Source organism: Streptomyces flaveus, from assembly GCF_014647675.1.
In the GTDB taxonomy this organism is placed as follows: Bacteria; Actinomycetota; Actinomycetes; order Streptomycetales; family Streptomycetaceae; genus Streptomyces; species Streptomyces flaveus.
The window spans coordinates 196075-217474 of record NZ_BMPQ01000012.1 but is presented as its reverse complement, the minus strand read 5'-3'; the positions used below and the strand labels follow the sequence as shown (position 1 = coordinate 217474).

Genomic DNA, 21400 nt, shown 5'->3' with positions numbered 1-21400 from the left:
TCGTCAGCTCTCGTCCTCGAGCCAGCCCATGGTCCGCTCCACGGCCTTGAGCCAGCTCTTGTACTCGCGGTCGCGCTTCTCCGCGGCCATGTTGGGGGTCCACTCGGCGGCCCGGCGCCAGTTGGCGCGCAGGTCGTCGGTGCTGTTCCAGAAGCCGACGGCGAGACCGGCGGCGTAGGCGGCGCCGAGGCAGGTGGTCTCGGCGACCATCGGGCGCACCACGGGGGCGTCCAGGAAGTCCGAGAGCGTCTGCATCAGCAGGTTGTTGGAGGTCATGCCGCCGTCGACCTTGAGGGCGGCGAGTTCGACGCCGGAGTCCTTGGTCATGGCATCGCTGATCTCACGGGTCTGCCAGGCGGTGGCCTCCAGCACGGCACGCGCGATGTGCGCCTTGGTGACGTACCGGGTCAGGCCGGCGATCACACCGCGGGCGTCCGGGCGCCAGTACGGGGCGAACAGGCCGGAGAACGCCGGGACGAAGTAGGCGCCGCCGTTGTCCTCCACCGACGAGGCCAGGGTCTCGATCTCGGCTGCGGTGCTGATCAGGCCCATCTGGTCGCGCATCCACTGCACCAGCGCGCCGGTGACGGCGATGGAGCCCTCAAGGGCGTAGACCGGCGCCTGGTCGCCGATCCGGTAGCCGACCGTGGTCAGCAGGCCCGAGTACGAGTTGATGATCTTGTCACCGGTGTTCATCAGCATGAAGGTGCCGGTGCCGTACGTCGACTTGGCCTCGCCCTCGGAGAAACAGGTCTGGCCGAACAGGGCCGCCTGCTGGTCGCCGAGCGCGGAGGCGACCGGGATGCCGCCGAGCAGGTCGCCCAGCTTGCCGCCGGTGATCTCGCCGTACACCTCGGCGGAGGAGCGGATCTCGGGCAGCATCGCCAGCGGGACACCGATGGACTCGGCGATCTTCTCGTCCCACTCCAGCGTGTGCAGGTTCATGAGGAGGGTGCGGGAGGCGTTGGTGACGTCGGTGACGTGGTGGCCGCCGTCGACACCGCCGGTCAGGTTCCAGATGACCCAGGAGTCCATGGTGCCGAAGAGGATGTCGCCGGCCTCGGCGCGCTCGCGCAGGCCCTCGACGTTGTCGAGCAGCCAGCGGGCCTTCGGACCGGCGAAGTACGAGGCGAGCGGCAGGCCCGTCTCGCGGCGGAAGCGGTCCTGGCCGACGTTGCGGCCGAGTTCCCTGCAGAGCGCGTCGGTACGGGTGTCCTGCCAGACGATGGCGTTGTGGACGGGCTCGCCGGTGTTCTTGTCCCAGAGCAGCGTGGTCTCGCGCTGGTTGGTGATGCCGATGGCCTTGATGTCGTCACGGGTGATGCCGGCCTTCTCGATGGCACTGGCCACGACCTCCTGGACGTTGGTCCAGATCTCGGCGGCGTTGTGCTCGACCCAGCCCGGCTTGGGGAAGATCTGCTCGTGCTCCTTCTGGTCGACGGAGACGATCCGGCCGTCGCGGTCGAAGACGATGCAGCGGCTGGAGGTGGTGCCCTGGTCGATGGCGGCGATGAAGGGGCCTGCGGTGTGGGCGTCGGTCACGGTGTGCTCCCTGAAATTCCGTGGTCAAAGGGGCGGTCTGAGAGGCTGGCTCACTGCGCTGGTTTACGGGTCGCTTGCGGCTACAAGTGAACGTACGGCGCTGAGGGGCCGTGCCGCTCTAAGCAAAAGCGACGTTGTAGATACCTGCGGCGATCGCTCCGCCGATCAGCGGACCGACGACCGGGATCCAGGCGTAGCCCCAGTCGGAGCCGCCCTTGTTGGGCAGGGGCAGCAGGGCGTGGACGATACGCGGGCCGAGGTCACGCGCCGGGTTGATGGCGTACCCGGTCGGACCGCCCAGCGAGAGGCCGATGCTGACGACCACGAGCGCGGTGATCAGCGCGCCGAGGGTGCCGAGGCCCTTGCCCTCGCCGTTCAGGCCCTGGGTGAGGATCGCGAGCACCAGCACGACCGTGCCGATGATCTCCGTGGCGAGGTTCTGCGCGGCGATCCGGATCTCGGGGCCGGTGGAGAAGATGCCGAGCACCGGGCCGGCCGCCGCCTCCCGCGCCTCGACGGACTTGGTGTCCTGCGCGCCGGGCCCGCCGACGATCTCGCGGTCGGTGAGGTGGGCGTGGAACTGCCCGTAGTACGCGACCCAGACCAGCGCCGCGCCGATCATGGCGCCGAGGAACTGTCCCGCCCAGTAGACGGGGACGTCGCCCCACTCGCCGTCCTTGATGGCGATGGCGAGCGTGACCGCGGGGTTCAGGTGGGCACCGGAGAGGGGTGCCGAGGTGTAGACGGCGGTGAGTACCGCGAAGCCCCACCCGAAGGCGATGGCGAGCCATCCGGCGTTACGCGCCTTGGAGGCCTTCAGCGTGACGGCGGCGCAGACCCCGCCGCCGAGGAGGATGAGTATGGCGGTACCGATGGTCTCGCCGATGAAGATGTCGGAGCTGGACACCCGCGACTCCTTTGTCCTTCGTCCAGGGGAATGCCGAACCCCGGGTCCCTCCGGTGGTCCGTGCTCTCAAGGATGAGAGCGGTGCCGGCCCTTGGCGTCGTCACACTCTAGCGCGTATTGCCGGTAGGTGTTCGACAATGCCGACCGTTGGACGCGAGTCTTGTCCCAGGCTCAGCGGCACGTCAAGAGCTCTGTTGCCGAATCTCTTGCCGACCTCGTGATCGTTACTGAACGAAAGAGGGCCGGGGCATCGTCGATGCCCCGGCCCTGACTCCTGCTGGTCTCCTGCGGACGCTCAGAACCGGGCGGCGCCCAGGTCCCGCGACACGGCGCGGGCGCAGTCGCGCACCGCCGCGATCAGCTCGGGGCGCAGCTCCCCGTTCGCACAGATCCGCTCCACGGCCCCGGTGACGCCCACCGCGCCGACCGGCATCCGTCGCCGGTCGTGGATGGGTGCGGCGACGGACGCGACGCCCTCCCAGGTCTCCTCCACGTCGGCCCCGTACCCACGCGCGCGGGTGATGTCCAGGACCCCCTCGAACGCGTCCAGTTCGGTTGTCGTGCGCGCGGTGAACGCCTTGCGTTCGCCCTCCACGACCTCGCTGTGCGCCACCGGGTCGTACGCCGTCAGCACCTTGCCCAGCGCCGTGGAGTGCAGCGGCTGCATGGCACCGACCTCCAGGACCTGACGGCTGTCGTCGGGCCTGAAGACGTGGTGCACGATCAGCACTCCGTGCTGGTGCAGGACCCCGAGGTAGACGCTCTCGCCGCTGGAGCGGGCCAGATCGTCGGTCCAGACGAGGGCACGCGCGCGCAGCTCGTGGACGTCCAGATACGTGGTGCCGAGCCGCAGCAGCTCCGCGCCCAGCTGATAGCGCCCGGAGGCCGCGTCCTGCTCGACGAAGCCCTCCTGCTGGAGCGTGCGCAGTATCCCGTGGGCCGTGCCCTTGGCGAGACCGAGCGAGGAGGCGATGTCCGACAGGCCGAGCCGTCGCTCACCGCCCGCGAGGAGCCGCAGCATCGCGGCCGCCCGTTCGAGCGACTGGATGTTCCGTGCCATCGCAGTCCCGCCTCCGTCCCCTTCGACCGTCGACATGCGGGCTTCGGTGCCGCCGTTCGACAATGCTGAACACTATCGGTCGTTGTCGACCTCTCGCCAATAGGTGCCGACAGTTGTCGTCACCGGTCACCGGACAGAACCTCACCGGGACCGCGCCCGCAACGCCCGTCCGTCCCGTGGACTCCCCTGACCGTCCGAACCGCTCCCGGCTACCCTGGCTTGGTGCGTCCTCCGCCGGGAGCCGCATAGCCGACAGCCGTCGCACAACAGGGAGCCCTTTCATGGCCTCGTCGCCAACCCCTTCCGCCGACAGCCGGACCCGCATCACCGCCCTTCGCGAGGCGCTCGCCACCCGTGTGGTGGTGGCCGACGGCGCCATGGGCACGATGTTGCAGGCCCAGGACCCGACGCTCGAGGACTTCGAGAACCTCGAGGGCTGTAACGAGATCCTGAACATCACGCGCCCGGACATCGTTCGCTCCGTCCACGAGGAGTACTTCTCCGTCGGCGTCGACTGCGTCGAGACGAACACCTTCGGCTCGAACCACTCGGCCGCCGGCGAGTACGAGATCGCCGACCGGATCTTCGAGCTGTCCGAGGCGGGCGCCCGGATCGCCCGTGAGGTCGCCGACGAGTTCGGCGCCAAGGACGGTCGCCAGCGTTGGGTCCTCGGCTCGATCGGCCCGGGCACCAAGCTGCCGTCGCTCGGTCACATCGCGTACGACGTACTGCGTGACGGCTACCAGCAGAACGCCGAGGGCCTGCTCGCCGGTGGCGCGGACGCCCTGATCGTGGAGACCACGCAGGACCTGCTGCAGACCAAGTCGAGTCTGATCGGTGCGCGCCGCGCGATGGATGCCGTGGGCGTGAACGTGCCGCTGATCTGCTCGCTCGCCTTCGAGACCACGGGCGTCATGCTGCTCGGTTCGGAGATCGGTGCGGCGCTGACCGCCCTGGAGCCGCTCGGTATCGACCTGATCGGCCTGAACTGCTCGACCGGCCCGGCCGAGATGAGCGAGCACCTGCGCTATCTGGCCCGCCACTCGCGTACGCCGCTGATGTGCATGCCGAACGCCGGGCTGCCCATCCTCACGAAGGACGGCGCGTACTTCCCGCTGACACCGCCCGAGATGGCCGACGCCCAGGAGAACTTCGTACGCGATTACGGCCTCTCCCTGATCGGCGGCTGCTGCGGCTCGACGCCCGAGCACCTGCGCCAAGTCGTCGAGCGGGTACGCGATCTGGCCCCGGCCGAGCGCCACCCGCAGCCCGAGCCCGGCGCCGCCTCCCTCTACCAGACCGTGCCGTTCCGTCAGGACACCGCGTACATGGCGATCGGTGAGCGCACCAACGCCAACGGCTCGAAGAAGTTCCGCGAGGCCATGCTGGAGGGCCGCTGGGACGACTGTGTGGAGATGGCCCGCGAGCAGATCCGCGAGGGCGCCCACATGCTCGACCTGTGCGTGGACTACGTCGGCCGCGACGGCGTCGCCGACATGGAGGAGCTGGCCGGCCGCTTCGCCACCGCCTCCACGCTGCCGATCGTCCTGGACTCCACCGAAGTCGACGTCATCAAGGCCGGGTTGGAGAAGCTCGGCGGCCGCGCGGTCATCAACTCGGTCAACTACGAGGACGGCGACGGCCCCGAGTCCCGGTTCGCGAAGGTCACCAAGCTAGCCCAGGAACACGGCGCCGCGCTGATCGCGCTGACCATCGACGAGGAGGGGCAGGCCCGTACCCCGGAGCACAAGGTCGCGATCGCCGAGCGGCTGATCGCCGACCTGACCGGCAACTGGGGCATCCACGAGTCGGACATCCTCATCGACACCCTGACCTTCACCATCTGCACCGGTCAGGAGGAGTCCCGGGGCGACGGCATCGCCACCATCGAGGCGATCCGCGAACTCAAGCGCCGCCACCCGGACGTCCAGACCACGCTGGGCCTGTCGAACATCTCCTTCGGCCTGAACCCGGCCGCCCGCGTCCTGCTCAACTCGGTCTTCCTGGACGAGTGCGTCAAGGCGGGCCTGGACTCGGCGATCGTCCACGCGTCGAAGATCCTCCCGATCGCCCGCTTCACCGAGGAAGAGGTCCAGACGGCCCTCGACCTGGTCTACGACCGCCGCGCCGAGGGATACGACCCGCTCCAGAAGCTCATGGCCCTGTTCGAGGGCGCCACCACCAAGTCCCTGAAGGCGGGCCGCGCCGAGGAACTGGCCGCACTGCCGCTGGACGAGCGCCTCAAGCGCCGCATCATCGACGGCGAGAAGAACGGTCTCGAACAGGACCTGGACGACGCACTCCAGGAGCGCCCCGCCCTGGACATCGTCAACGAGACGCTGCTTGACGGCATGAAGGTGGTCGGCGAGCTGTTCGGCTCCGGCCAGATGCAGCTGCCGTTCGTGCTCCAGTCCGCCGAGGTGATGAAGACCGCGGTCGCCTACCTCGAACCGCACATGGAGAAGGTCGAGGGCGACGAGGCAGGCAAGGGCACCATCGTGCTCGCCACCGTGCGCGGCGACGTGCACGACATCGGCAAGAACCTGGTCGACATCATCCTGTCCAACAACGGCTACAACGTCGTCAACCTGGGCATCAAGCAGCCCGTCTCCGCGATCCTGGAGGCCGCCGAGGAGCACAAGGCCGATGTCATCGGCATGTCCGGCCTCCTGGTCAAGTCCACGGTGATCATGAAGGAGAACCTGCAGGAGCTCAACCAGCGCAAGATGGCCGCCGACTACCCGGTCATCCTCGGCGGGGCGGCCCTGACCCGCGCGTACGTCGAGCAGGACCTGCACGAGATCTACGAGGGCGAAGTCCGCTACGCCCGCGACGCGTTCGAGGGCCTGCGGCTGATGGACGCGCTGATCGGCGTCAAGCGGGGTGTGCCGGGAGCGTCTCTGCCCGAGCTGAAGCAGCGCCGGGTCAGGGCCACCGCCCCCACCGTCGTCGAGGAACGCCCCGAGGAGGGCGCGGTCCGCTCCGACGTGGCCATCGACAACCCCATCCCGGAGCCGCCGTTCTGGGGGACCCGCGTCATCAAGGGCATCCAGCTCAAGGAGTACGCCTCCTGGCTGGACGAGGGCGCGCTGTTCAAGGGTCAGTGGGGCCTCAAGCAGGCGCGTACGGGCGACGGGCCGACGTACGAGGAGCTGGTGGAGACCGAGGGCCGGCCGCGGCTGCGCGGACTGCTGGACCAGCTGCAGACCGGGAACCTGCTGGAAGCGGCCGTCGTCTACGGCTACTTCCCGTGCGTGTCCAAGGACGACGACCTGATCCTGCTGGACGAGGCGGGCAACGAGCGCACCCGCTTCACCTTCCCGCGCCAGCGCCGTGGCCGCCGGCTGTGCCTGGCCGACTTCTTCCGCCCCGAGGAGTCCGGCGAGACGGACGTGGTCGGCCTCCAGGTCGTCACCGTCGGCTCCCGGATCGGCGAGGAGACGGCGAAGCTGTTCGCCTCCGACGCCTACCGCGACTACCTCGAACTGCACGGTCTGTCCGTGCAGTTGGCGGAGGCCCTGGCGGAGTACTGGCACGCGCGCGTGCGGTCCGAACTCGGCTTCGCCGGTGAGGACCCGGCCGACGTCGAGGACATGTTCGCGCTGAAGTACCGAGGCGCCCGCTTCTCACTGGGCTACGGCGCCTGCCCGGACCTGGAGGACCGCGCCAAGATCGCCGAACTGCTGGAGCCGGAGCGGATCGGCGTCCAGCTGTCCGAGGAGTTCCAGCTCCACCCCGAGCAGTCCACGGACGCGATCGTCATCCACCACCCCGAGGCGAAGTACTTCAACGCCCGTTGAGCCGGGACTGAGGCCTCGCGAGGGCACACACACCGGGTGCGAGGGCACGCTGAGATGGCCCCATGGCGGGTCTGGAGTGTGCCCTCGCACACGTCGGTCAAACGCGGCACATCCGCGGCGAGAGTCGTACACTGGTCGGTCCAGCGCAGGCCGGTTCCTCACCAGGAGCCGGCCTTCTCGTCCCTCTCGGAGGTGTGCCCGGATGACCAGTACGGTCCCCGCACTCGGTACTCGTACGGCCGAAGGCTCCGCCCTGCAGGCCGTGCTCCTCGACATGGACGGAACCTTGGTGGACACCGAGGGCTTCTGGTGGGACACCGAGGTCGAGGTGTTCGCGCGCCTCGGCCACCGGCTCGACGACTCCTGGCGGCACGTCGTGGTCGGCGGTCCCATGACCCGCAGCGCGGGTTTCCTCATCGAGGCCACCGGAGCCGACATCACCCTCGCCGAGCTCACGGTGCTGCTGAACGACGGATTCGAGGACCGGATCGGCCGCGCCCTGCCGCTGATGCCGGGCGCCGCGAGGCTGCTCGCCGAGCTGTCCGCGCACGAGATCCCCACGGCGCTGGTCTCCGCCTCGCACCGCCGCATCATCGACCGCGTACTGACCTCGCTCGGCCCGGCGAACTTCGGGCTGACCGTCGCGGGGGACGAGATCGAGCGCACCAAGCCGCACCCCGACCCGTATCTGCTCGCGGCCAGGGGCCTCGGCGCGGACCCGGCCAGATGCGTGGTCATCGAGGACACCGCGACGGGTATCGCGTCCGCCGAGGCCGCGGGCTGCCATGTGGTGGCCGTGCCCTCCGTCGCGCCGATCACCCCGGCCGTCCGGCGCACCGTCGTGCCCTCGCTGGAAGAGGTCGACCTGTCTTTCCTGCGCGGGCTGCTGACGGTCTGAGGGACTGCCAGGACTGCTTGTGGACGGGAATGTGACGGGCGCTCACCGCGCGTGAAAAGTTGAATACGAGAGGAAACTGGAAAGCAGTACGTGTGCAGGCCACCCGAGTAATTCAATCTTCATCGGAAGGTTGAATTACGGGGCCGTCCAACCCAGTTGAGCCTGTGATGTTCACCACCCATGGGCAGGGTCGACATGGGGGCCGCGATATGCCGTAAGTCCCTTACTGGCGGTACGGAACGTGTCCTTGTGTCCCGTTTGATGGAACCGTGCACGAAACCTTCCGCTGTCGGGTTTTCAGTGCGTCCACGCCCGGTTTCGCAGCGTGATGGGAAGTCAACTCCGGTATTGGCGAGCCCTCCTGCTGGTGCGGACTAATCTCATTGGCGAGAACCTCGTCGTAACACCCGTGACCCGCTTGCGACACCCCGGCATGCCGGGTTCACGGATCGAAAGCTCTGGAGAACTTCGAGCATGAACCGTAAGACCTTGGTGCTGCCGGCCGTGATCGGCCTGCTCGCCCCGGTCCTCGCCGGCTGCGGCGGGTCCACCGGCGGCGGCAGCAGCGATGACGCCATCGTCGTGGGCACCACCGACCGGTTCGCCGCCTCGAAGGAGGCACCCGCCCCGCTGGACCCGGCGTACGCGTACGACGTCGGCACCTGGAACGTCCTGAGGCAGACCGTCCAGACGCTGATGACCCTGCCCGACGGCGGCGGCGACCCCCAGCCCGAGGCCGCCCAGCGCTGCGGCTTCACCGACACCGGCAACGAGCGGTACGCGTGCACCCTGCGCTCGGGCCTCAAGTTCGCGAACGGCGACCCCGTGACCGCGGACGATGTGAAGTTCTCGATCGAACGCGCGCTGCGGATCCAAGCCGACAGCGGTGTCTTCGCACTGCTCTCGGGCATCGACACCGTCGAGACCCAGGGCGACCGCGAGGTGATCTTCCACCTCAAGACCGCCGACGCCACGTTCCCGTTCAAGCTGTCGACGCCGGTCGCGGGCATCGTCAACCCCGACGACTACGACAAGAACAAGCTGCGCGACGGCTTCTCGGTGGACGGCTCCGGCCCGTACACCCTCGAGGCCGAGGTCAAGAACGACGAACTCGTGAGTGCCGTCTTCACCAAGAACCCCAACTATCAGGGGCAGTTGAAGGTGAAGAACGACAAGGTCGAACTGCGCTCCTTCGACAGCGCCGACGCCATGGGTACCGCGCTGAACAAGGGCACCATCAACGTGATGACCCGCACCATGTCGCCCGCGCAGATCAGGAAGCTCCAGAACGCCAAGTCCACGGACATCGACCTGATCGAGCAGCCCGGCCTGGAAATCCGCTACCTGGGCTTCAACACCAACGACCCGTCGGTGAAGTCCAAGGCCGTCCGTCAGGCGATGGCGCAGGTCATCAACCGCGGCCAACTCGTCTCCGATGTGTACGGCACCGGCGCCGACCCCCTGTACTCCATGGTGCCGACCACCGTCACGGGCCACGCCAACTCGTTCTTCAACAAGTACGGCGAGCCCGACACCGCCAAGGCCAAGGCCCTGCTGTCCGAGGCGAACGTCACCACACCGGTGAAGCTGACCCTGCACTACACGGACGACCACTACGGGCCCGCCACCAAAGAGGAGTTCGAGCTGCTGAAGAAGCAGCTGAACGACAGTGGCCTGTTCGAGGTCGACGTCAAGGGCGAGAAGTGGGCGACGTTCCGCCCGAACGAGCAGAAGGGCAAGTACGAGGTCTACGGCATGGGTTGGTTCCCGGACTTCCCCGACGCCGACAACTACCTCGCGCCGTTCCTCGACAAGAACAACACCATCGGCTCGCCCTACGCGAACAACGAGATCCGGGGCACCCTGATCCCGGAGTCCCGTCGGCAGGCCGACCGGCTCACCGCGTCGCGGAGCATCGAGGAGATCCAGAACATCGTCGCCGATGACGTCCCCATGCTGCCGCTGTGGCAGGGCAAGCAGTACATCGCCGCACGGGACGACATCACCGGCGCCGAACGGACCCTCAACTCCACCGCCACGCTCCAGCTTTGGGAACTGGGCCGCGGCGTCGGCAGCTGACCCAGCACACCGTCAGCAGCCGACCCCGCACGGCGAAAGCGGCTGACCGGAATTCACCGCCGGATTTCTCAGACCAACGACAAGGCACACGTACGTGAACATGCGCACCAAATGGTCGGTTCTGTCCACCGCGACGGCGCTGGCCGGCACTCTGCTGACCGGCTGCGGCTCCCAGGGGGGCGAATCCGGCGGCACCGGCTCGTCCGTCGTCATCGGGATGACCGACGACGTCCTGGCCACCGATCCCGCCTCGGGCTACGACCCGGGTTCCTGGCTGTTGTTCAACAACGTCTTCCAGTCCCTGCTGAGCTTCCCCAAGGGCGGCACGGAACCGGAGCCGGAAGCCGCGAAGTCGTGCTCCTTCACGGACGGGGACACCAGGGTCTACGAGTGCACCCTGCGCGACGGTCTGAAGTTCAGCAACGGTGACGAACTCACCTCCGAGGACGTCAAGTTCTCCTTCGACCGCATGATGAAGATCGACGACGCCGACGGCCCCGCGATCATGTTCCCCATGCTCGACAAGGTCGAGACCCCGGACGAGAAGACGGTCGTCTTCCAGCTGAAGGTCCCCGACGCCACCTTCCCCAGCAAGATCGCCTCCGGCGCCGGCTCGATCGTGAACCACCGGGAGTACGACGCGGACGGGCTGCGCGAGGACGGCAAGGCCATCGGCTCGGGCCCGTACCAACTCGACTCCTTCAGCGAGGACGAGGCCGTGTTCTCGGTCAACGAGAACTACGAGGGCAACGCCGATGTGCAGAACTCCGGCGTGACCCTCAAGTTCTTCCACGGCGACCGCTCACGCCTGCGCAAGGCCCTCACCGACACCAAGGTCGACGTCGCCTACCGCGGTCTCGCCGCCCAGGACGTCGCGGACGTCGAGAACGACACGTCCACCAGCCGGGGCATCGAAGTCGTCGAGGGCTCCAGCGCCGAGGTGCAGCACCTGGTCTTCAACACCCAGGACCCGGTCGCGGGCAAGCTGAGCGTCCGCAAGGCGATCGCCCACCTCCTGGACCGCGAGGCCCTCGTCGAGAAGGTCTACGACTCCACGGCGACACCGCTGTACTCGATCATCCCGGCAGGCATCACCGGCCACAACACGGCCTTCTTCGACACCTACGGCGCCCGCCCCTCGCGCACCAAGGCCGAGGACGTGCTGCGCGCCGACGGCATCACCGACAAGGTGAAGCTGACCCTCTGGTCCACGCCGACCCGCTACGGCCCGTCCACGGACCAGGAGTTCAAGGCGATCGCCAAGCAGCTCAACGCCAGCGGCCTGTTCGACGCGAGCGTGAAGTCGGTCGCCTACGACCAGTACGAGAAGGACATCGAGGCCGGCAAGTACGGCGTGTACGTGAAGGGCTGGGTGCCGGACTACCCCGACCCGGACAACTTCACGGCCCCGTTCTTCGGCGAGGGCAACGTGCTCGGCAACGGCTACACGAACTCCACGGTCACCGGGCAGCTCATCCCCGAGACCGCCGCCCTGAGCGACCGCGCCTCGACCGAGCAGCAGTACGGGCAGCTCCAGGACATCGTCGCCGAGGAGGTCCCGGTCCTCCCGATCTGGCAGGCCAAGCAGTACGCGGTCGTCCGCGACAACGTGTACGGCCTGGAGTACTGCCTCGACGCGTCGACCGTGTTCCGGTTCTGGGAGATCAGCAAGGACTGACGGTTGTGCGTATACGGCGATGGCCGCCCCTGTCTTCGGAAGGGGGCGGCCATCGCCGTATAGCCGTACAATGGTGCGCCGTCGGTCACTGCGCGCCGGGGCGCACCAGTCCGCTCTCGTACGCGTACACCGCCGCCTGTACGCGGTCACGCAGGCCCAGCTTGGTCAGGACGTGGCCCACATGCGTCTTGACCGTGGTCTCGCTGACGAAGAGGTCCGCGGCGATCTCCGCGTTCGACAAGCCGCGGGCCACCAGCTTCAGCACCTCCACCTCGCGCTCGGTCAGCGTGTGCAGTGTGTCCGGCACCGGCTCGTCGCCCGAGGGCAGATGGCCCGCGTACTTGTCGAGCAGCCGGCGCGTGATGCTCGGCGCGAGCATCGCCTCGCCCGCGGCTACCACACGGATCGCCTGCACCAGCTCGTTGGCCGGGGCGTCCTTGAGCAGGAAACCGCTGGCGCCCGCGCGCAGCGCCTCCACCACGTACTCGTCGAGGTCGAAAGTGGTCAGCACCAGGACCTTTGCGGGGCCGTCCCGGCCGGGGCCGGTGATCTGCCGGGTCGCCTCGACACCGTCCATCCGCGGCATACGGATGTCCATCAGAACCACATCGGGCTGCAGGGCACGTACCTGGTCGAGTGCCTGGAGACCGTCTCCGGCCTCGCCGACGACCGCGATGTCCTGCTCCGCCTCCAGGATCATCCGGAAGCCGGTTCGCAGCAGCGGCTGGTCGTCGACCAGTAGGACACGGATGGCCACGTAAGTCTCCTTCGCTAGTCCGGCCCCATTCTGCCCTGTTGGGCTCCGCCCGGATCGGCCGCCCTGACCGGCAGCGACTGCATGTCCCGGGGCTGTGACATCAGCGGCTGCCGCCGCGGGCCCCCGGACCCCCGGCCGAACCCGACTCGGCACCCTTCACCGGCAGCGGATACGGCGGGGGAGTGCCGCCGAATTCCGGGCATACCGCCTGGTGGTCGCACCAGCCGCACAGTTTGGTGGGCCGCGGTCGCCAGTCGCCCGTCTCGGTGGCCAGCCGGATCGCGTCCCACAGCGCGTGCAGCTTGCGCTCGACCCGCTCCAGGTCGGCGACCACCGGGTCGTACGTCAGCACATCACCGCTGCCGAGATAGACGAGCTGGAGGCGGCGCGGGACGACCTTCTTCAGGCGCCAGACCACCAGGGCGTAGAACTTCATCTGGAACAGCGCGCCCTCGGCGTACTCCGGTCTTGGCGCCTTGCCCGTCTTGTAGTCGACGATCCGCACCTCGCCCGTCGGCGCGACATCGACCCGGTCGATGATGCCGCGCAACTTCAGGCCCGACTCGAGCTGGGCCTCCACGAACAGCTCGCGCTCGGCGGGCTCGAGGCGGGTCGGGTCCTCCAGCGTGAACCAGCGCTCCACGAGCTGCTCGGCCTCGGCGAGCCAGCGCGCCAGCCGCTCGCCTGCCGCCTGCTCGTCGGCGTCGGCGAACAACTCGGCCAGCTCCGGCTTCGCCGCGCGCAGCCGGTCCCACTGACCGGGGATCAGCGACTTCGCGCGCGGTACCGTGCGCTCGGTGGCCGGGGCGTCGAAGAGCCGCTCCAGGACCGAGTGCACCAGTGTGCCGCGCGTGGCCGCCTCGCTCGGCTTCTCGGGCAGCTTGTCGATCACCCGGAAGCGGTACAGCAGCGGACACTGCATGAAGTCCCCGGCACGCGAGGGCGACAACGAGGCCGGGGGCACGGCCACGACGGCCCTGGACCCGGTGCCGGAGCCCGTGCCGCTGTCCGGTTGCGCGACGCCGTCGCCGGTACTGGTTTCCATGCCGACAGACCTTACGGCCCGCCACTGACAACGCGACACACAGTGACCTGCGTACGGGCGCGACCGCCCGGGAAACAGTGGGGGTGCCGGGCGAAACGCACCGCGACGGCCGCATACCATCGACGGCAGAACCTCTCGTTCTGCATGATCGTGAGCGGGAGACGCGTCGAACGAGGGGACATCGTGGACGAGAGCGGCGGGAGCGGGCAGCCGCGATCCGGGACGGACGAAGCGACCGAGCACCCCGCGGTGCCGGACGCCACCACCGCACGCCCGCGCCCGGACGCGGAGCCGGCGAGCGACGACACCCGCCCAGAGCCCACCGACTCCACCGCCCCCAACGGCCCGACGGACACGGTGACTTGGGAAAAGCAGCCCACGCCCGCACACCGCTCCGGCACGACGGGGGACGCCACGGGGCCCTCGGCCACGGACTCCCCGGCCGGAGGCCCGGACGGTTCGACGGAGCCGGCCGAGGCCCGCCGAGGCGAGGGCACGGACGGCCCCGGCGGCGGTGGCCCGGACGCGCGGCCCCCTGCCGGCGGCGGCTCCGGACTCCAGCCGCCACCGCGCGGCAAGGGGCCCGGTGGCGGGCTGCTCATGGGCCGCCCGTTCGGGGTCCCCGTGTACGTCGCGCCCAGCTGGTTCCTCGTCGCGGCGCTCATCACCTGGGTCTTCGGCGGCCAGCTCGAGCGCGTACTACCCGAACTCGGCGGCGCCCGCTACCTCGTGTCCCTCTTCTTCGCGGTCGCCTTCTACGCCTCCGTACTCGTCCACGAACTGGCCCACACGGTCGCCGCCCTGCGCTTCAAACTGCCGGTGCGCCGCATCCAGCTGCAGTTCTTCGGCGGCGTCTCCGAGATCGAGAAGGAGTCCGAGACTCCGGGCCGCGAGTTCATCCTCGCCTTCGTCGGCCCCCTGCTCTCCCTCGTCCTCGCCGGCCTCTTCTACCTGGCCCTGCTGACCGTCGAACCGGGCACCGTCCCCGGCGTACTGCTGGCCGGCCTGATGATCTCCAACCTGATCGTCGCCGCGTTCAACCTGCTCCCCGGCCTGCCCCTCGACGGCGGCCGCATGCTCCGCGCCGTCGTCTGGAAGATCACCGGCAAACCGATGACCGGCACCATCGCCGCCGCCTGGGTCGGCCGCGCCCTCGCCATCTCCGTGCTGATCGGACTGCCCCTGCTCACCCAGTCCGGCGCACTCGGCGGCGAAGCCCAGGACCTCGGCGGCATGGACACCGTCATGGACGCCCTGCTCGCCGCGATCCTCGCCGCCATCATCTGGACCGGCGCCGGAAACAGCCTCCGCATGGCCCGCCTCAGGGAACACCTCCCGGAGCTGCGCGCCCGCTCCCTCACCCGCCGCGCCGTCCCCGTGGAGACCGACACCCCGCTCTCCGAAGCGCTGCGCCGCGCCAACGACGCCGGTGCCCGCGCCCTGGTCGTGGTCGACGCCCACGGAGAGCCCCTCTCCCTGGTCCGCGAGGCCGCCATCGTCGGCGTACCGGAGCACCGCCGCCCCTGGGTCGCGGTCAGCGGCCTCGCCCAGGACCTCACGGACGGCATGCGGATCTCCGCCGAACTCGCAGGCGAGGAACTCCTCGACGTCCTGCGGGCCACCCCCGCCACCGAATACCTGGTGGTGGAGGAGTCCGGCGAGATCTACGGTGTCCTGTCCGCGGCCGACGTCGAGCGCGCTTTCGTCAAAGCCATGGCCAGGCCCAGTTGACCTCGGGGCACGCGCGCGCGTGGTCTACGGCCTCCGCCCAGGCCGGTAGGCTGGTCACATGTCCGAACCGACCGGTGCCGCCCGCCGACGCGGGCCCTTCAAGGTCGGGGACCAGGTCCAGCTCACTGACCCCAAGGGACGCCACTACACGTTCACGCTCGAAGCCGGGAAGAACTTCCACACCCACAAAGGGTCCTTCCCGCACGACGAGCTGATCGGCGCCCCCGAGGGCAGCGTTGTCCGCACCACGGGGAACGTCGCCTACCTCGCGCTGCGTCCCCTGCTCCCCGACTACGTCCTGTCCATGCCCCGCGGCGCCGCCGTGGTCTACCCCAAGGACGCGGGGCAGATCCTGTCCTTCGCCGACATCTTCCCCGGCGCCCGCGTCGTGGAGGCCGGCGTCGGCTCCGGCTCGCTCAGCAGCTTCCTGCTGCGCGCCATCGGCGACCACGGCATGCTGCACAGCTACGAGCGCCGCGCCGACTTCGCCGAGATCGCCCAAGCGAACGTGGAGCGCTACTTCGGCGGCCCGCACCCCGCCTGGCAGCTCACCGTCGGCGACCTCCAGGACAACCTGAGCGACACGGACGTCGACCGCGTCATCCTCGACATGCTCGCCCCCTGGGAATGCCTGGAGGCCGTCTCCAAGGCGCTCGTCCCCGGCGGCATCCTGTGCTGCTACGTCGCGACCACCACCCAGCTCGCCCGGACCGTCGAGTCCATCCGCGAGATCGGCTGCTTCAACGAGCCGACCGCCTGGGAGTCGATGATCCGCAACTGGCACATCGAGGGCCTCGCTGTCCGCCCCGACCACCGCATGATCGGGCACACCGGCTTCCTGCTCACCGCCCGCCGCCTCGCCGACGGCGTCGAGCCGCCCATGCGCCGCCGCCGCCCCGCCAAGGGCGCGTACGGCGAGGACTACACCGGCCCGAACGCCGACGGAGGCACCGGCCGCTGAGGCGGCCCCGTGCCGCACACAACGCGCAAGTGCCGTGGCCGAGTTCCCGAAACCCCTCGGGAACTCGGCCACGGCACTTTTCTGTTGACACCGCGACAGGAAAGCGCACCCCGCCGTTCCCCCTCACTGTGACGTATGGCACCATGCTGGCCACCCCCACCGGCACAGCCCTCACAGGAGACACATCTCTCGTGCAGCAATCCGCCGTCCCGGAACTGGCACACACCCACGCCCGCCCGATCCACTGGGTCGCCACAGCCACCGCCCTGGCCGGAGTCGTCGCGGCCTCCGCCTTCCTCCAGCCCGACCAGGCCACCGCCGCCCAGCCCGGCCGCGGCGCACAGACCGCCCCCGCCGCCACCGCGCCACCCGATCCCAGCGGCGTCGACTTCCCCGTGGAGTGCGGCCCCACCAAGGTCGTCGTGCAGAAGAAGGCCTCCGGAGACCTCGACGGCGACGGTCGCCCCGAGACGGTCGCCGTGGTCCGCTGCGACGCGATCGCGGGCGCCCCGCCCAGCGGCGTGTACGTACTCACCCAGGCCGCCGACACCACCGAACCCCGCATCGTGGCCACCCTGGTCGACCCGAAAGACCGCCTCACCGTCACAGACTTCGCCGTACGTGACGCCTCCGTCACCGCCACCCTGCTCGGCTACTCCTCGCCCGACGTCCCGCGTTGCTGCCCGGACGTGGACGAACGCGCCAAGTGGCAGTGGAAAAACGGCACATTCGTCCGCTCTGTCCCTGCTGGCGCCCAGAGCGTGTGACCAAAGAGACATACAGGAACGGCCCGGAACGAAAAGTGACTTGACGTGACCGTCGAACTACTCCGCGTCCGGGCCGTACACCTCGGCTTTGTCCGAAACCCGACGCACATGGATGCACTCGCCCGGGCACTCCTTCGCGGAGTCGGCAACATCACGCAAAAGCGTCAGGGGCACGGGCGTTGAGGCTCCCGGAGCCTGCAACAACTCATCGCCGGACCCCTTCACATAGGCCAGTCCGTCGATGTCCAACTCGAAAACCTCGGGTGCATACTGGGCACAGATGCCGTCGCCGGTGCAGAGGTCCTGATCGATCCACACCTCCAGGTCCTCGCCGCCGACGCCGGCCTCTTGCTGAACGCTCATGACTCCTGCCGATCCTGTGCCGAGCGAACCGGAATAAAACGCAAGTCGGCCCAGCTCTGACGGGTGTTGAACACTTCGACCCTACCTCCGTCCGCTTCCCAGCCATGTTCAGTGGGTATTTCCCTGGCATGAGGGAGAGCGCAAGGGTGAAGATCGGACACACCCCTACCGTCTTTGTGATCTAGGGGTTTCAATCGACACCCACCCAGGTAGGGTCTGGAAGCGTCCAGCTCCCCTTGGAGGAGGTGAGGACCGTGGCAGCCCACGACGACGACATGAACCGCGGCATCCGCCCGGGACGAGGGTCCGAGGACCCCGCCGGGCAGATTGCCTATCTTGAGCAGGAGATCGCCGTCCTGCGACGTAAGCTCGCCGACTCTCCGCGACACACGAGAATTCTCGAAGAGCGGATCGTCGAGCTGCAGACCAACCTGGCCGGCGTGTCCGCGCAGAACGAGCGGCTCGCCAACACCCTCCGAGAGGCCCGCGACCAGATCGTGGCCCTCAAGGAGGAAGTCGACCGGCTCGCACAGCCGCCGGCCGGCTTCGGCGTCTTCCTCGTGGCGAACGAGGACGGCACGGCCGACATCTTCACCGGGGGCCGCAAGCTCCGGGTGAACGTCAGCCCCAGCGTCGAACTCGAAGAGCTCAGGCGCGGCCAGGAAGTGATGCTCAACGAAGCGCTCAACGTGGTCGAGGCCATGGAGTACGAGCGAGTCGGAGACATCGTCACCCTCAAGGAAATCCTCGAGGACGGCGAGCGCGCCCTGGTACTCGGGCACACCGACGAGGAACGAGTGGTACGACTCGCCGAGCCGCTGATGGACGTCACCATCCGCCCCGGCGACGCCCTCCTGCTCGAACCTCGATCCGGCTACGTCTACGAGGTCGTACCCAAGAGCGAGGTCGAAGAACTCGTCCTCGAAGAGGTCCCCGACATCGGCTACGAACAGATCGGCGGTCTGGGCAACCAGATCGAAATGATCCGCGACGCAGTCGAGCTCCCGTACCTCTACCCCGACCTCTTCAAGGAGCATGAACTGCGGCCGCCCAAGGGCGTCCTGCTGTACGGGCCTCCCGGATGCGGCAAAACACTCATCGCCAAGGCCGTCGCCAACTCACTGGCCAAAAAGGTCGCCGAGGTGACCGGACAGGCCACGGGCAAGAGCTTCTTCCTCAACATCAAAGGCCCCGAGCTTCTCAACAAATACGTCGGCGAGACCGAGCGGCAGATCCGCCTCGTCTTCCAGCGCGCCCGTGAGAAAGCCAGCGAGGGCACACCCGTCATCGTCTTCTTCGACGAGATGGAATCCCTCTTCCGCACCCGTGGATCAGGCGTCAGCTCGGACGTGGAGAACACCATCGTCCCGCAGCTGCTCGCCGAGATCGACGGCGTGGAAGGCCTGCAGAACGTGGTCGTGATCGGCGCCTCCAACCGCGAGGACATGATCGACCCGGCCATCCTGCGCCCCGGCCGCCTCGACGTGAAGATCAAAATCGAGCGTCCGGACGCCGAAGCGGCCAAGGACATCTTCCAGAAGTACCTCACCGAGCGCCTCCCCCTCCACCCCGAGGACATCGGCGAGCACGGCGGCGACAAGGGCGCCACGGTCCAGGGCATGATCCAGACCGCGGTCGAGCAGATGTACGCCGAATCCGAGGAGAACCGCTTCCTCGAGGTCACCTACGCCAACGGCGACAAGGAAGTCCTCTACTTCAAGGACTTCAACTCCGGCGCCATGATCGAGAACATCGTCGGCCGCGCCAAGAAGATGGCCATCAAGGACTTCCTGGAACACAACCAGAAGGGCCTCAGGGTCGCCCACCTGCTCCAAGCCTGCGTCGACGAGTTCAAGGAGAACGAAGACCTGCCGAACACCACCAACCCGGACGACTGGGCCCGCATCTCCGGAAAGAAGGGCGAACGGATCGTCTACATCCGCACCCTCATCACCGGAAAGCAGGGCGCAGACACCGGACGCTCCATCGACACGGTGGCGAACACCGGTCAGTACCTGTAAAAGACAGGGCGGCTGCGGGTGCCCTCACCGGGTACCCGCAGTCGACTGTTTTTCAGGGCATCACCGGAGCGGAGCAATGACGCAAATGATCTCCCCACCAGCGCAAAGGCGTTCTAGGCTCTTCCATACCGCCGAGTCGCGCAGTGCGGGGACGGGCACCGCACACGCACCGGAGCGCCAGCGGTACTTGAGCGGCGCCCCCGACCGAGGGCGCCGCCGGGCAAGGAGGGCCGCATGACTGTACGGCGAGTAATGGGCATCGAGACGGAGTACGGGATCTCCGTCCCCGGCCATCCCAACGCCAATGCCATGCTCACCTCGTCCCAGATCGTCAACGCCTACGCGGCGGCGATGCACCGGGCGCGCCGCGCCCGCTGGGACTTCGAGGAGGAGAACCCGCTGCGGGACGCCCGAGGCTTCGACCTCGCCCGCGAGGCCGCCGACGCCAGCCAGCTCACCGACGAGGACATCGGCCTCGCCAATGTCATCCTCACCAACGGGGCACGGCTCTACGTCGACCACGCACACCCCGAATACAGCTCACCAGAGGTCACCAACCCACGGGACGCAGTCCTGTGGGACAAGGCCGGCGAGCGCATCATGGCAGAGGCCGCCGAACGAGCGGCCCAGCTCCCAGGTGCCCAGCCGATCCACCTCTACAAAAACAACACCGACAACAAAGGCGCCTCCTACGGCACACACGAGAACTACCTGATGAAGCGGGAAACCCCCTTCTCAGACATCGTGCGCCACCTCACGCCGTTCTTCGTCTCACGCCAGGTCATCACCGGCGCAGGCCGCGTCGGCATCGGCCAGGACGGCCACGAACACGGCTTCCAGCTCAGCCAGCGCGCCGACTACTTCGAAGTCGAAGTCGGCCTCGAGACGACTCTCAAGCGCCCGATCATCAACACGCGCGACGAACCGCACTCCGACGCCGAGAAGTACCGCCGCCTGCACGTGATCATCGGCGACGCGAACCTGTCGGAGATCTCCACGTACCTCAAGCTGGGCACGACCGCCCTGGTCCTGTCCATGATCGAGGACGGCTTCATCGCGGTCGACCTCGCCGTCGACCAGCCCGTACGCACCCTCCACCAGGTCTCACACGACCCCTCACTGAAGCGCCTGATCACGCTCCGCAGCGGCCGCACACTCACCGCAGTCCAACTCCAGATGGAGTACTTCGAACTCGCACGCAAATACGTCGAAGAGCGATACGGCGCCGACGCGGACGAACAGACCAAGGACGTACTCACCCGCTGGGAAGACGTCCTCAGCCGCCTCGAAAGCGACCCCATGAGCCTCGCCGGCGAACTCGACTGGGTCGCCAAGCGGGAACTCATGGAGGGCTACCGACGCCGTGACAACCTCGAATGGGACGCGGCACGACTCCACCTCGTCGACCTCCAGTACGCCGACGTACGCCCCGAAAAGGGCCTCTACAACCGTCTGGCGGCCCGCGGCAAGATGAAGCGCCTCCTCGACGACACAGACGTGGAACGAGCCCGCACCAAGCCACCAGAGGACACTCGCGCCTACTTCCGCGGACGCTGCCTCGAGCAGTATGCGGACGACGTCGCAGCCGCCTCCTGGGACTCGGTGATCTTCGACCTCCCCGGCCGGGACTCGCTCCAACGCGTACCAACCCTCGAGCCGCTTCGCGGAACGCGTAATCACGTGAAAGAGCTCCTGGACCGCTGCCGTACCGCAGAAGACCTGGTCAAGGTCCTCTCCGGCGGCTGAACGGACCCGGCCGGCCCCACCAGCGGAACGAGGCCGGCGGGGTGG

Annotated in this window: 15 protein-coding genes; 9 read left to right on the top strand and 6 right to left on the bottom strand. The window is 68.2% G+C overall.

Annotated features, from left to right (window positions below):
• Positions 1-3: 3 nt before the first annotated feature.
• From glpK to IEZ21_RS24450, 3 genes are all read right to left on the bottom strand, one after another.
• Complete coding sequence (gene glpK, locus IEZ21_RS24460; RefSeq protein ID WP_189324033.1) at positions 4-1542, bottom strand: glycerol kinase GlpK; 1539 nt, start codon at positions 1540-1542, stop codon at positions 4-6.
• Positions 1543-1660: 118 nt separating this feature from the next.
• Positions 1661-2449, bottom strand: a complete 789-nt coding sequence (locus tag IEZ21_RS24455) for an MIP/aquaporin family protein (RefSeq protein WP_189324032.1) — start codon at positions 2447-2449, stop codon at positions 1661-1663.
• Between the two features lie 295 nt (positions 2450-2744).
• Positions 2745-3509, bottom strand: coding sequence for an IclR family transcriptional regulator (locus tag IEZ21_RS24450; protein WP_189324031.1), 765 nt, complete (start codon positions 3507-3509; stop codon positions 2745-2747).
• A gap of 281 nt (positions 3510-3790) precedes the next feature.
• On the opposite strand from IEZ21_RS24450, the gene metH reads away from it, so the two are divergent.
• From metH to IEZ21_RS24430, 4 genes are all read left to right on the top strand, one after another.
• On the top strand, positions 3791-7309 hold the full coding sequence (gene metH, locus IEZ21_RS24445; RefSeq protein WP_189324030.1) for a methionine synthase: 3519 nt from the start codon (positions 3791-3793) through the stop codon (positions 7307-7309).
• A gap of 202 nt (positions 7310-7511) precedes the next feature.
• Positions 7512-8207: an HAD family hydrolase gene (locus IEZ21_RS24440; protein WP_189324029.1), complete on the top strand. Its 696-nt coding sequence runs from the start codon at positions 7512-7514 to the stop codon at positions 8205-8207.
• A gap of 474 nt (positions 8208-8681) precedes the next feature.
• Positions 8682-10286: an ABC transporter substrate-binding protein gene (locus IEZ21_RS24435; RefSeq protein ID WP_189324028.1), complete on the top strand. Its 1605-nt coding sequence runs from the start codon at positions 8682-8684 to the stop codon at positions 10284-10286.
• Positions 10287-10380: 94 nt separating this feature from the next.
• Positions 10381-11964 carry an ABC transporter substrate-binding protein gene (locus IEZ21_RS24430; protein ID WP_189324027.1) on the top strand — a complete coding sequence of 528 codons (1584 nt, stop codon included), beginning with the start codon at positions 10381-10383 and terminating at the stop codon, positions 11962-11964.
• Positions 11965-12049: 85 nt separating this feature from the next.
• Here the strand turns inward: IEZ21_RS24430 and IEZ21_RS24425 are convergent, their stop codons facing one another.
• Complete coding sequence (locus IEZ21_RS24425; RefSeq protein ID WP_016639462.1) at positions 12050-12721, bottom strand: response regulator; 672 nt, start codon at positions 12719-12721, stop codon at positions 12050-12052.
• A gap of 100 nt (positions 12722-12821) precedes the next feature.
• Positions 12822-13766 carry a RecB family exonuclease gene (locus IEZ21_RS24420; RefSeq protein WP_189324026.1) on the bottom strand — a complete coding sequence of 315 codons (945 nt, stop codon included), beginning with the start codon at positions 13764-13766 and terminating at the stop codon, positions 12822-12824.
• 183 nt (positions 13767-13949) lie between these two features.
• Here IEZ21_RS24420 and IEZ21_RS24415 point away from each other — a divergent pair, with 183 nt between their 5' ends.
• From IEZ21_RS24415 to IEZ21_RS24405, 3 genes are all read left to right on the top strand, one after another.
• A complete protein-coding gene (locus tag IEZ21_RS24415; protein WP_189324025.1) occupies positions 13950-15497 on the top strand; it encodes a site-2 protease family protein in 1548 nt (515 codons plus the stop codon).
• A 58-nt stretch (positions 15498-15555) separates the two neighbouring features.
• Complete coding sequence (locus tag IEZ21_RS24410; RefSeq protein ID WP_189324024.1) at positions 15556-16458, top strand: tRNA (adenine-N1)-methyltransferase; 903 nt, start codon at positions 15556-15558, stop codon at positions 16456-16458.
• 191 nt (positions 16459-16649) lie between these two features.
• Positions 16650-17225, top strand: coding sequence for a hypothetical protein (locus tag IEZ21_RS24405; RefSeq protein ID WP_189324023.1), 576 nt, complete (start codon positions 16650-16652; stop codon positions 17223-17225).
• Between the two features lie 57 nt (positions 17226-17282).
• On the opposite strand, the gene IEZ21_RS24400 is transcribed toward IEZ21_RS24405, so the two are convergent.
• Positions 17283-17588 carry a ferredoxin gene (locus IEZ21_RS24400; RefSeq protein ID WP_189324022.1) on the bottom strand — a complete coding sequence of 102 codons (306 nt, stop codon included), beginning with the start codon at positions 17586-17588 and terminating at the stop codon, positions 17283-17285.
• 254 nt (positions 17589-17842) lie between these two features.
• On the opposite strand from IEZ21_RS24400, the gene arc reads away from it, so the two are divergent.
• Together arc and dop are read left to right on the top strand one after the other, a co-directional pair.
• Positions 17843-19609, top strand: coding sequence for a proteasome ATPase (gene arc, locus IEZ21_RS24395; protein WP_033323358.1), 1767 nt, complete (start codon positions 17843-17845; stop codon positions 19607-19609).
• Positions 19610-19843: 234 nt separating this feature from the next.
• Entirely contained in the window at positions 19844-21355 is a 1512-nt protein-coding gene (dop, locus tag IEZ21_RS24390) for a depupylase/deamidase Dop (protein WP_373302285.1), read from the top strand.
• Positions 21356-21400 lie beyond the last annotated feature (45 nt).

Bases quoted from the DNA above. Each gene is read 5' to 3' on its own strand.
- IEZ21_RS24450 (WP_189324031.1), bottom strand. From the start codon at position 3,509: ATGGCACGGAACATCCAGTCGCTCGAACGGGCGGCCGCGATGCTGCGG.
- IEZ21_RS24435 (WP_189324028.1), top strand. From the start codon at position 8,682: ATGAACCGTAAGACCTTGGTGCTGCCGGCCGTGATCGGCCTGCTCGCC.
- IEZ21_RS24440 (WP_189324029.1), top strand. From the start codon at position 7,512: ATGACCAGTACGGTCCCCGCACTCGGTACTCGTACGGCCGAAGGCTCC.
- IEZ21_RS24410 (WP_189324024.1), top strand. From the start codon at position 15,556: ATGTCCGAACCGACCGGTGCCGCCCGCCGACGCGGGCCCTTCAAGGTC.
- IEZ21_RS24420 (WP_189324026.1), bottom strand. From the start codon at position 13,766: ATGGAAACCAGTACCGGCGACGGCGTCGCGCAACCGGACAGCGGCACG.
- metH (WP_189324030.1), top strand. From the start codon at position 3,791: ATGGCCTCGTCGCCAACCCCTTCCGCCGACAGCCGGACCCGCATCACC.
- IEZ21_RS24400 (WP_189324022.1), bottom strand. From the start codon at position 17,588: ATGAGCGTTCAGCAAGAGGCCGGCGTCGGCGGCGAGGACCTGGAGGTG.
- dop (WP_373302285.1), top strand. From the start codon at position 19,844: ATGACTGTACGGCGAGTAATGGGCATCGAGACGGAGTACGGGATCTCC.